The sequence below is a fragment of the Nicoletella semolina genome, assembly GCF_004345745.1.
In the GTDB taxonomy this organism is placed as follows: Bacteria; Pseudomonadota; Gammaproteobacteria; order Enterobacterales; family Pasteurellaceae; genus Nicoletella; species Nicoletella semolina.
The window spans coordinates 73,108-85,515 of record NZ_SLXJ01000008.1; the positions used below are offsets into that span (position 1 = coordinate 73,108).

The 12,408-nt window shown below is 40.5% G+C and carries 10 protein-coding genes and 1 pseudogene; 9 read left to right on the forward strand and 2 right to left on the reverse strand.

All coding sequences use genetic code 11. From position 1 onward, the window contains the following. Window positions 1-39: 39 nt before the first annotated feature. The 6 genes and pseudogenes from EV693_RS06370 to EV693_RS06395 all read left to right on the forward strand — a co-directional run. Window positions 40-675 (forward strand): annotated as a pseudogene (locus tag EV693_RS06370) (septal ring lytic transglycosylase RlpA family protein); the annotation flags it as partial. 15 nt (window positions 676-690) lie between these two features. Beyond that, on the forward strand, window positions 691-1,866 hold the full coding sequence (locus EV693_RS06375; protein ID WP_132501532.1) for a serine hydrolase: 1,176 nt from the start codon (window positions 691-693) through the stop codon (window positions 1,864-1,866). A gap of 87 nt (window positions 1,867-1,953) precedes the next feature. Continuing rightward, entirely contained in the window at window positions 1,954-2,259 is a 306-nt protein-coding gene (ybeD, locus tag EV693_RS06380) for a DUF493 family protein YbeD (protein WP_132501533.1), read from the forward strand. Window positions 2,260-2,274: 15 nt separating this feature from the next. Continuing rightward, on the forward strand, window positions 2,275-2,934 hold the full coding sequence (lipB, locus tag EV693_RS06385) for a lipoyl(octanoyl) transferase LipB (protein ID WP_132501534.1): 660 nt from the start codon (window positions 2,275-2,277) through the stop codon (window positions 2,932-2,934). A gap of 10 nt (window positions 2,935-2,944) precedes the next feature. Beyond that, window positions 2,945-3,907, forward strand: a complete 963-nt coding sequence (gene lipA / locus EV693_RS06390) for a lipoyl synthase (protein ID WP_132501535.1) — start codon at window positions 2,945-2,947, stop codon at window positions 3,905-3,907. Between the two features lie 60 nt (window positions 3,908-3,967). Then, a complete protein-coding gene (locus tag EV693_RS06395) occupies window positions 3,968-4,711 on the forward strand; it encodes a 4'-phosphopantetheinyl transferase family protein (protein WP_132501536.1) in 744 nt (247 codons plus the stop codon). An 11-nt stretch (window positions 4,712-4,722) separates the two neighbouring features. Here the strand turns inward: EV693_RS06395 and EV693_RS06400 are convergent, their stop codons facing one another. Further along, window positions 4,723-5,304 (reverse strand): DNA-3-methyladenine glycosylase I, encoded by a 582-nt coding sequence (locus EV693_RS06400; RefSeq protein WP_132501537.1) that lies wholly within the window; start codon window positions 5,302-5,304, stop codon window positions 4,723-4,725. 103 nt (window positions 5,305-5,407) lie between these two features. Next, the gene (locus EV693_RS06405) at window positions 5,408-6,577 is read right to left on the reverse strand and encodes an FAD-dependent monooxygenase (RefSeq protein WP_132501538.1); all 1,170 of its coding nucleotides are present in this window, start codon (window positions 6,575-6,577) and stop codon (window positions 5,408-5,410) included. Window positions 6,578-6,718: 141 nt separating this feature from the next. On the opposite strand from EV693_RS06405, the gene EV693_RS06410 reads away from it, so the two are divergent. The 3 genes from EV693_RS06410 to EV693_RS06420 all read left to right on the forward strand — a co-directional run. Further along, window positions 6,719-9,514 (forward strand): autotransporter outer membrane beta-barrel domain-containing protein, encoded by a 2,796-nt coding sequence (locus tag EV693_RS06410; RefSeq protein ID WP_132501539.1) that lies wholly within the window; start codon window positions 6,719-6,721, stop codon window positions 9,512-9,514. Window positions 9,515-9,565: 51 nt separating this feature from the next. Further along, on the forward strand, window positions 9,566-10,942 hold the full coding sequence (trkA, locus tag EV693_RS06415; protein ID WP_132501540.1) for a Trk system potassium transporter TrkA: 1,377 nt from the start codon (window positions 9,566-9,568) through the stop codon (window positions 10,940-10,942). A 263-nt stretch (window positions 10,943-11,205) separates the two neighbouring features. Further along, a partial coding sequence (locus EV693_RS06420; protein ID WP_132501541.1) for a hypothetical protein occupies window positions 11,206-12,408 on the forward strand: 1,203 nt, incomplete at its 3' end.

The following is a 12,408-nucleotide window of genomic DNA, read 5'->3' on the forward strand; positions in this document are numbered from 1 at the left end:
AAAAAGAGTACAATATCTAAAAGCCATACTCAGATCCAAACAGGTATCGCTAGCTATTATGCCGAACGCTTTCACGGACGTAAAACTGCCAACGGCGAAATCTTTAATATGAATGCCTACACAGCGGCACATAAAACCTTACCGCTTGGCTCTTACGCCCTAGTAACCAATTTGACCAATGGGCGAAAAGTGATTGTGCGGATTAATGATCGTGGACCCTTTGTCAGCAAACGCATTTTAGATCTTTCTAAAGCAGCGGCAAAAGAAATTGGCAGCTTCCGCAAAGGGCTTGCTCGAGTTCAGATTAGAGCATTGAACGTAGATAAAAAAGGCTATATCCACGACAAAGATGCAAAATATCTTGCAACCGTAGCCAAAAAATTGGGTTTTCGCCTCAAATACAAAACTGAATCAACTAAAGCAAAAACTAAGCCTAAACCGACACAAACTCGAACAAGCTATTTCATCAAGGTTACCACCCAAAATGAAAAGCAAGCTAGACTATTGCTCAAGAAATTGCAAAAAAAAGGAAAAATCACACCACTTGCAAATAAGAAATACCAGTTAATCTTCGAAACGATCAGCTCCGTTGAAAACAAAAAACTGAAAAATAAAATTCGCCAATTAGGAAACTACTCCGTTTCCACGTACTCAAAATCCAAACAGACAAAATAACCAATGGAACAGGCTATGTTAAAACAAAAATTATTCCGCTCTTTCGCACTTTGTACAATCGCTTTCTCAACAATCAGCTACGCACAAGATGTCGATTACAATATTCCCATTCCTCAGCTTAACGCTCAAACATTTATTCTAATGGATTACCACTCAGGAGCAGTATTAGCAGGATTTAATCCCGATCAACGTCAATACCCAGCAAGTCTGACTAAAATGATGACGAGCTATGTGGTTGGTGATGCCTTAAAAACAGGCAAAATTCGCAATGATGATTTGGTAACAGTTACAGAAAATTCTTGGGGGAAAAATTTCCCTGGTTCGTCTAAAATGTTTTTGAATTTGAACCAACAAGTCTCCGTAGATGATCTCAACCGTGGCATTATCATTGTTTCAGGCAATGATGCGAGTGTGGCTATCGCTGAACATATTTCAGGATCGCAACAAGCATTCATCGACACAATGAACCATTACGTCCAAAAATTTGGGCTAAAAAACACCCATTTTGCAACCGTACACGGCTTAGATGACCCAAACCAATATACTTCCGCTCGTGATATGGCAATCATTGGATCGCATTTAATTCGAGACTTGCCTGATGAGTATAAAATTTATGCTGAAAAAGAGTTTACATTCAATAAAATCAAACAACCTAATCGCAATGGCTTGCTATGGGATAAATCAATCAATGTTGATGGAATGAAAACAGGGCATACAGATAAAGCAGGGTATAACTTGGTCGCCTCCGCCTATAACAGTAACACTCGCTTAATTTCGGTGGTGATGGGCGTACCAACTTACAAAGGACGTGAAGTTGAAAGTAAAAAATTACTCCAATGGGGATTTGCAAATTTTGAAACACTCAAACCGTTAAGTGCTGGTCAGAATGTGGTTGAGCAAGATGTCTATTTTGGTGAGCTAAATAAAACCCAGCTAGGAACATTGCAAGACAGCTTCATCACCATTCCAAAAGGAAAATCGCAAGAAATTAAAATGCACTATGTGCTTGAGAAGAAAAATCTTGAGGCTCCATTAGTTAAAGGACAAGTAGTGGGTAAAATGGTTTACCAACTCGGCGAAAAACAGATAGCGAATGTCGATCTACAAGTGATGCAAGATGTGCCTGAAGCTGGAATGTTTGGTAAAGCGTGGGATTGGATTGTACTGACCATAAAAGGCATTTTTGAATAAAAGAGAAATAGATAGAATGTGGAAAAGGGAGAATTGTATTTGCAAAATTTTCCGCTTTTTATACCGCTTGTTTAATAAGGAATAACAATGACAACGAATAATAAAAATATCAACCTCACTGATCTTGCACAAGATAAAAAATTAAAAGATTTACTTGAATTTCCCTGTGATTTTACCTTTAAAGTGGTTGGGCAAAATCGAGACGGATTGGTTGAAGATGTCATTAATACCGTGCAGCAATATGCTAAAGGCGATTACCGCCCTCGTGAAAGTAAAAGCAGCAAAGGCACTTATAACAGTATTTCGGTTGATATTCACGCTCAAAATATTGAGCAAATCGAAACACTTTATGCTGAATTAGCAAAAATCAGTGGTGTGAGAATGGTGCTGTAATACGAGAAAAACGTGATGCAACCAAAGTTAATTATTCGCCAACTCGGAGTTCAAGATTACGCCCAAACGTGGCAAGCAATGCACGCTTTTACCGACAGCCGCAATGAGCAAACTGCCGATGAAATTTGGTTCGTTCAGCACCCAGCCGTCTTCACACAAGGTACGGCTGGCAAGGCTGAACATTTATTGCGTTCGAGCAATATCCCTGTGGTGCAATCTGATCGTGGAGGTCAAATAACCTATCACGGCTTGGGGCAACAGGTGATGTATATATTAATTGATCTCAAGCGTTTAAAAACGCAAGGCAACCCCATTTCAGTGCGTGATTTAGTTACCGCATTGGAGCAAACGGTTGTCAAAACCCTTGCAGAATATAACATTAAAGCCCAGCCTAAGCCTGACGCCCCTGGGGTGTATGTTGAGCAGAAGAAAATCTGCTCACTCGGTTTACGCATTCGTAAAGGCTGCTCATTTCACGGATTGGCATTGAATATTCAGATGGACTTAACCCCTTTTGATTACATCAACCCCTGTGGCCATGCAGGATTGGAAATGTGTCAGCTATCAGACTTTATTGATACCGTTGAGATCCATTTTCCAAACATTTGCACACAATTAACACAGCACTTCACGGATATTCTCGGCTATAATATGCAACAGATTATTTACAAATAGGACTAAATGAATGGGTACACCTTTTAAAATGGAGCGTGGCGTAAAGTATCGTGATGCTGCCAAAACCTCCATTATTCCCGTGAAAAATATTGATCCCGACCAAGAATTATTGAAAAAGCCTGATTGGATGCGAATCAAACTACCTGCTAATTCAGCAAAAATTGACAGTATCAAAAATGGTATGCGACGACACGGTCTGCATTCTGTTTGTGAAGAAGCCTCTTGCCCAAATTTACACGAATGTTTCAATCACGGCACGGCTACCTTTATGATTATGGGGGCGATTTGTACTCGCCGCTGCCCTTTCTGCGATGTGGCACACGGTAAGCCATTGCCACTTGATCAAGATGAGCCTCGTAAACTGGCAGAAACCATTCAAGATATGCGGTTAAAATATGTGGTGATTACCTCTGTCGATCGTGATGACTTGCCTGATCGTGGAGCAAGCCATTTTTCAGAATGTGTGAAAGAAATTCGTGCTTTAAACCCAAAGATTAAAATCGAAATTCTTGTACCTGATTTTCGAGGACGCATTGAACAAGCCATTGAAATTCTACAGCAGAATCCGCCTGATGTATTTAATCATAATTTAGAAAACGTGCCTCGCCTATACCGTGAAATTCGCCCAGGTGCGGATTACCAGTGGTCTCTTAAATTGCTTAAACAATTTAAAGCGGTATTCCCACATATTCCAACCAAATCTGGGATTATGGTTGGACTTGGGGAAACGAATGAGGAAATTTTAGAAGTGATGCAGGACTTGCGGAACAATGGTGTAACAATGCTGACACTGGGACAATATTTGCAGCCAAGCCGCCATCATTTACCCGTAGCTCGCTATGTACACCCAACAGAGTTCGATATGTTTCGTGAAAAAGCCGAAGCGATGGGTTTTGAACACGCAGCCTGCGGGCCTTTTGTACGCTCTTCCTATCACGCTGACTTACAAGCAAGCGGTGGTTTAGTCAAATAAAACTGCAAAACGAAAAGGAAGCCCTCTTCCTTTTCTTTTATACTTCAGCCCGTAACCAATATGCCCAACATTGCTGCTATAACACCGACAATCGAAGTTATTTTTGCTCATCATAATGAACCTATTCCAGCTGAATTTCTAGATTTTAGACAGTCTAACCTAATGCCAATGTCGGCACGTCAATTAGCTAAGTGGAAAAGCCGTAGAATGGCGTATTTTTTGTTAGACCAACTCTGTCAAAAATATCAGATTGAAACCTCTTTGTTAGATCAAATAAATAAAACTCACAGCGGCAGACCTTATCTATCTCACCCCAATATAGATTTTAACATCAGCCATTCTGGTGAGTGGGTGGCGATTATTTTCAACATTAGCCAGCCCAAACGATATGTTGGCATCGATATAGAACACCCACAAAAAACACGCCCTTACCTCAAATTATTGGATTATTATGCCGACACAACAGAAATCCAACAGATTCAAGATTGCAAAATTTTGGCTGATTTAGACCGCTTAGAAGATCGTTTTTATCTGAGCTGGTGTTTACGAGAAGCAGTATTAAAGTCGCAGGGGGTTGGCATTGTCAAACTGTCTGAAGTCAAACACCGATTGGATCAACAAACGATTCACTCAAACTATTGCCCCAAAGGGATTTTACATTTTTATTCTTCCTTACCATTTTATTTAGCATTTTTTCTTGAGAACATCTCACAACACAATGTTGCTATCCCAATATGGCAATGGAAAAACCAGCAATATCACGCCATCACAGGATTACAGCCGATCGTCTACAGGGTTAATTAATTGCTATTCCACTATTTATTAGACAGCTTGTTATTAGACAACTTGCAAAAGCAGCCATTAAGATGATCGTCTACCAACCCCATCGACTGCATAAACGCATAGCAAATCGTCTCTCCAACAAAGACAAAACCTCGTTTTTTCAATGCTTTTGACATTGCCCATGACGCCGCTGTTTTAGTCGGAATAACCGCAGAAGTCGGCACATCATTAATTTGCACTTGATGCCCAACAAACGACCAAATAAACTGACTAAAATCTTCTCCATTTCGTTGCATTGTAAGATAGGCTTTGGCATTTTTAATGATTGCTGCAAGTTTCGTTCGATGGCGAATTAGCCCCACATTTTGCACTAACTTGTCCAAATCCGCTTCACTCATTGTCGCTATCTTATCTGGCTGAAATTGATGAAAAGCAGCACGGTAGGCTGATCGCTTTTTCAGCACCGTAATCCAAGACAGACCTGCCTGCTGCCCCTCAAGGCAGAGTTTTTCAAACAGTTTCTGGCTATCAAATTCGGGCTTACCCCATTCATTATCGTGGTAATCTTGATAAATCTGGCTATCCCCTACCCAGCTACAGCGTATTTTATCCACCAATTCACTCTCTCTAATTTTCAGACACGCCCTACTCGCCGTCCTTGCACCTCAGCATTATTTCGTTTAGCAAATGCAAAAACAAGGCAATTTCTAAAGCTCTCTAAAGCCCAATAGCATATTTTAAAACTTGCTTTTTAAGAAACGTAGCACGCTCTGCGACAAGCAGTGTCAAATTTCTCATCATTTTGACAGGTAACAATTCCGTTTTAAAGGTTTTATAAAACAGATCCATTGCCGTTTGCATTCGCAAATTGTCAGGCTTACGCTGCTGCTCATAACGCTTCCACAACGCCTCATCTGCAATATTTTGCCCAGCATTGACCGCTTGTTCAGCTAAATTAAGCAGCATTTTGACATCTTTAAAACCGAGGTTCACCCCTTGACCTGCCAGCGGATTAATCGTATGTGCCGCATCACCAACCAATACCACACCTTGATTGAAATAACGTTGTGCGTGCTGGCGAGTAAGCGGAAAACTGCCGTGCGAAACAACCTTCACCTTCCCCAAACGCTGCGGAAAAACACGCTCAATTTCTTGAGTTAATTTGTCCGATGACAACGCTTGTAATTGAGCAATTTTCTGTGGAGAATCGTACCATACCACACAGCCATTATGACCATTCAACGGTAAAAATGCTCGAGGCCCTGAAGGGAAGAATTGTTGCCACGTTACCGATTGTTGGGCTAAGGAGGTCTCTATCGTAGCTAATAAACACGCCTGTCGATACTGCCAGCTCGTCAATCCAATATTCGCCCAGCGGCGAGCCACTGAAGTGGCACCATCGCAGGCAAGTAATAATGGCGCAGAAAAGTGAGGAATACCATCTAGGCTAATTTGCCATTGGTTATCAAGACGGGTTGCAGAAATTTGTTCAAAACCGACCGCTTGTTGGCAATTTGGATATTGTTGAATCTGCTGCCAGAGTGCTTGTTGGATTACGTTATTTTCCACCATAAACCCCAGCTCGCTTAAACCAATATCCGCTGCTCGAAATGCGGTCTGAAATCCCTCTATTTCCCACGTTTCCAGTCCATCATAAGGGCAAACACGCATTGCCTCAATCGCCTCCCAAGCCCCCAAATCTTGCAATAACTTAACCGATGAAACACTGATTGCCGAAATCCGCACATCATAAGGCTTTTGTGCTGAAAAAAGAGGCAACGCTGATTTTTCAATAATCGCTACTTTCAGCCCCAACTTGGTTAGCCCTAACGCAGCAGCCCCTCCCACCATACCACCACCGATGATAATGACATCTTGCTGTTTCACTGTTCCTCCCAATATAAATACCATTCGATAAGTTTACTATAGCAGGTGAGTTGGAGTAAGGTTTTTATGGGTTTGTCATTTTTATGCCACAAATTCTTATTATAGTAACTCAGCACCCACTAAATCATATGAGGAGTAAAAATGAAACTATCAACACTTTCTTGTGCTTTAACAATCGTGCTATACCCGTTTTCTAACCTAAATGCAGATGTCGGCAATATAGATCAAAAAGTGCGTGCGAATGCGGCCACTTGGTTTAATCAATTAGATCAAAATGTGATTACTGCCTATCCAGCAAAAGGCACGCTGGATGCAGAATTAGATCGTCAAGTTGTCTTAACTTACAAACAGAACGCGTCATCGCAACGATTAGCACTTGCTAATAATGATAAGATCCAAAATGTGGATCATGTGCGTAATGAATTTCGTCAATCGGCATTAAGTGGACTTGGAGAAAGTAAAATAAGCTATTATGATTTTGCAGGCCTTACATCAAGATTAGAAGGTGTTGTTAATACTGCCTCTCGTGCTGCAGATACTAATCAGCATAACCGCCTACGCTCTTATGACTTCATATTAAAAGACCGCTATCTACGTGGACGTCCTTATCAAGTGATGGACAGTAATACAGGAGAATATCTACCAAACTATGACGAAGCTACAACTGACAGTCGTGGGAGAAAGTTTTCATCCTACCCAAGTGGACACACATCAAACGGTTTTGGTCAAGCAGTTTCCTTAGCATTAGCGTTTCCAGAGCGTGGTCAAGAGTTATTCTCTCGAGCCTTACAATATGGTGAAAGCAGAGTGGTATTAGGTGCACACTTCCCAACAGATACCATCGCCTCACGTATGGCACGTTACTACTATATGGCACAATTATTAAATGATGACGAGATAGCAACTGCCCTATCACAGATGGCTCGAACCACCCGTTTCCCATTTGAAGAACTATGCGGAAAATCATTATCGCATTGCTTATCTGATTTACCGACACCTGTATTTGATACTCACCAAAAAGACCATTTCCAAATTGGCTATTATGGACAACTGCGTACAGAAACTCCTGTTAGCATCACGCCAGAACAACTACCTAGTACCTCTCCAGCCTTATTGAGACTACGTTTTCCATATCTCAATGAAGCAGCACGTAAGCAAATTCTTGCCAGTACGGCCTATCCTGCAAATAGTTTGGCACAGCGTGGCGATTTAACAAAGCCTGATAATAATTGGGGACTGATTAATCTACCATTAGCTTATATGGGACCACGCTATCTCTTTGAAGATCTGCAAACATCTGCCATACCAGAGCATAAATTAGATATTGCTCATTACAGCAAGCAAGATACTTGGTCACAAAATATTACAGGGTCAGGCAAATTAATCATCAATCACGCAGGTAAATTACACCTTAGTGGAAATAACCAATTTGCTGGCGTGGAAGTGAATGCAGGGGAATTAACATTGTCTGGTCATAACCACTTTTCTGGTGATAGCCAACTTAACCAGCAGGCCGTACTAAATTTATCTGGTCAGCTTCACTCACCTATCAAATTGCATCAACAGGCTAAGCTAAATATACGCCCCTCAAATAAGGGGATGAATATTTATGCACAAGCAATTGATTTGGCAGATAGAACAACGACCTTAAACATAAGCACCGCCGCCCACAACATTACGGAGCTATCTGGTAAAGGAAGTGTTAATCTAACAGTAGAGGATAATTACTCGCCACTAAATGTAGATACCTTATCGGGTGAATTGACGTTTAATCAGCAAGTAGACCTTTCTAAAAAAATAGCAACAATCATCAATACTCAAACAGCAAATGGTCGACACCGCCTCTACCTTGACATAAAAGAAAGTGGCACGGTACCTGAGAAATTCGCATTGACATTGGTCGATACTCAAAAAAATGGAGCCACATTTAGCTTGGTAGATGAACAAGGCATAGCTCTATCACAGATTGATGTTGGCGATATCGGTTACCAACTTAAAAAAGCAGGACAACGTTGGCAACTTTCTAATCAACTCAACTCTCTTGAATACCATGCTTCTGGGATTATACAGGCCTTATTAGCGAATGCTACTACACCACAACTCTTATTCCACCACACCACACCAAAATTAACGGAAGCAGGAAAAGGTGCAATCGTCTGGGCAGATACGAATATCCAGCAATATCATCTTCATTCTGGGAATATACACTTTAGCTTAAATGCAAAACATATCACATTAGGTAGCAGTAAAACTTGGCAGCATCACTCTGGTTGGGGAACATTAAGCCTCCAAGCAGAAATGAACAAAGCAAATCTTACTCACCCACTGGGAGGTAGAAGCCAAGTAAAAGGTTATGGTGTAGGTATTTATGCAAAATATCACGCACATTCTAACGTAGCAATTGAAGGTGCGATGAATTATAGTTACTTCCAACATCATTTACATATAAAAAATACAAGAGGAGAGAGCGTGGGGCAATTTAGTCAGCCTATATGGGGGACAATGTTAAAACTCTCATACACACACAAATTAGGTAATCTGAATATTCGCCCTGCATTATCAACGCACTATATGAATAGTCATAATAAATCATTTGCTTTAAGCGACCATATTAAAACAAAGATACAGAGTCAAGCTGTATTGTACAGCGGTATAGGAGTGAATATGGAATATGTATTGACTGCAGGGAATATTGAAATACGCCCTCATTTAGAGGTAGAGAAACGGTACTCATTAAGCAAACATCCGACAAACATAATAAGCCGTAATGGATTGAGTTGGCAAGGGGTCAGTGTTGCTAAACAGCAAGGTTTAACAGCAGGAATCAATACAAAGATAGGTAAAGTATTGGCGTTAGATACGACGTTTGAGTATGCCAAACAAGAGAACACTCAACAAAAAAAAGCTATTAAATTACAAATTCAGTATGAGTTTTAATAATGGGCTTATTCTTGTAAAATCCCCCTCATTAAGCAATGAGGGGATAATATGAAAATCATTATTTTAGGGGCTGGGCAAGTGGGAGCTAGACTTGCCGAAAATCTTGCCAACAACGATAACGACATCACGATCATTGATGATGATGAACAACGCTTAAACATCTTACAAGATAAGCATGATTTACGAGTGCTAAAAGGTAATGGTGCTTCGCCCAGAATATTGCGAGAAGCTGGAGCAAGTGATGCTGATTTACTTGTCGCAGTAACCAATAATGATGAAAGCAATATGATCGCTTGCCAAATTGCCTACACGCTATTTAATATTCCAACTAAAATTGCACGCATTCGCAACACAGATTATCTGCGAGAACATGATGTGCTGTTTAATAATAAAGTGCTGCCTATTGATCATATCATCGCCCCTGAATTATTGGTGACACAGGAAATTCTCCATCTGATTGATTACCCTGGGGCGTTACAAATTGCTCATTTTGCTGATGGATTAGTCAGTTTAGTCAGCCTCAAAGCCTATTATGGCGGACCTTTAGTCGGCTACCCCATTTCAGCCTTAAGCGATCACCTCCCCCACATAGAGGCTCGTATCGTATCGATTTTTCGCCAAGAAAAAGCCTTTATACCACAAGCCTCTACAATTATTGAAGCAGGCGATGAAGTATTCTTCATCTGTGCCACGCCCCATATAAAAGCAATCATGGCAGAATTACAACGCCTTGAACGACCACATCGCCGTGTCATGATTGTTGGCGGTGGCAATATTGGTACTCAATTAGCCAAGAGTTTGGAAGATCGTTGTAGCGTCAAACTGATTGAACGTAATAAAACACGAGCGGATAAATTGGCAGAAAAGCTCTCTAAAACACTCGTCTTATGTGGCGATGCTTCAGATCAAGAGCTGCTATTTGAGGAACATATTGATAACATTGATCTGTTTCTTGCACTGACCAGCGATGATGAAGACAATATTATGTCAGCCCTACTCGCTAAGCGATTAGGAGCAAAAAAAGTCATCGTATTGGTTCAGCGAATGGCTTATCTACAACTGATTCAGGGAGGAACGATTGATATTGCCCTTTCGCCACAACAAGCAACCATTTCCGCATTATCAAATCACGTTCGCAAAGCTGACGTTGTTCGAGTAGCTGCGTTTAAACAGGGACTAATGGAGGGTATTGAAATCATTGCACACGGCGATGCCAAATCATCAAATGTGGTCGGTCAAAAAATTCGTGATTTAAAATTACCTCAAGGCGTGGTGATTGGGGCAGTTGTTCGTAACGAAAATATGATGATTGCTCATAAAGCGATGGAAATCCAAACAGGCGACCGTATTATTCTGTTTGTAAACGACAGCAAACAATCCGCAGAAGTTGAAAAACTTTTCCAAATTAGTGCGTTTTTTATCTGATAATTTTCTTGTTTATATCTAAACGTAGTAGGAAATAAAAACAGGCATTAAAAAAGTAGTAGAACTAGGCAGAGTCTACAGCATTTTTGCAAGTGAATCGTTGATTACGATAAGTTTCATAATAGGTAAAGCAGTAAAATAAAATTTTTACCTATTTTGAACGCAGTCGCTTGACAAAATATGCGGGGGGGGGGGGATAATCCGTGGTTAAGTCGCTGTCTGTATTAGACAGCGTAATATTACTTAACTTGGAGAATAATATTATGCAAAAATCTGTGTTTAGCTTAAAGAAGTCTGTGATTGCTTTGGCTGTGTTGAGTGTGAGTGGTGTGGGTGCTACTAATATTAATAATTCTACTCCTGAACATCTAAGTATTGCAAAAATTGGTGTAACTAATATTAAAAATTATCCAATCGAAAAAAATAAGTTAGTCCTTGATAATGTCAATACTGAACTCAGTCTTTTAGCTTTAAATAGTTTTGCTGAGATAGCTAATGATGCCGCTTATGTAAATGGTCTTTATAAACGCATTAATGATGTGGGTACTTCTACTGGAAGAACGGGAGGACAACTTTCGCTTCTTTCTACACTATATAGTATAATTTCTAGTTCATTAGATAGTAAAACAACAATAGTGGATCAAATTAAAGCTGGAACACTTAGGGGTAAGCAATTATCTGACGAAGTACAAAATATATTAACTACGCAGTTAAGATCTAGAGTTTCTTTAAATATCTTGAATACATCTCTAAGACGTAATGACCCCAAAGACGCCGCCCTAATCGCCGCCCTAAAGAACCAGTCTATTATCAATCAGAAACTACAAGAACTGACGGTTGGTTCACATAAACAATTAAAGCTAGACATTGACCGTTTGGACGATGTGGTGAAGGGACATAGGGAGGAGATTAATTGGTTGAAATCTGACCTAGAAGATGCGGTAATCGGCATTGAGGGGAACAGCAACCAAATTGCAGAAGTAAGCTATGATTTAGCGGACTTACAATCAGAAGTAGAATACACAACCTCGACAATGCGAGAGGATATTGCAGAGGCTCATGAAGCGATTGTGTTACTGGATAGGGCAGATGAAATACAGTTTGAGCGATTAAATGAAATTGCGAAAGTAAATGAAGAGATTAATTATCGTCAGGATAGTCAGTTAAGAGAAAAGGCGGACAAGTCAGCATTAATGGGGTTAGAGCGTTTGGTGGTGAAAAACATCTCGGGGATTGAGAAGAACGCAGAGGGCTTAGTACAATTAGGTAATGAAGTATCATCGGGCTTTAAAAAAGCACAGACGGCATTAAATGAACTGAGTGTAGAGGTTGAAGAAGGTTTTAATCGGACAGGCAAAGCGGTCAATGCATTGAAAGAGAAGGAAGTGGAGCAGGATAAGCGATTGAATGTAGTGGAATTTGGTGTAGGGACATTGGTTGAAGCGGTGCAAGGCAAGGCAGACAAT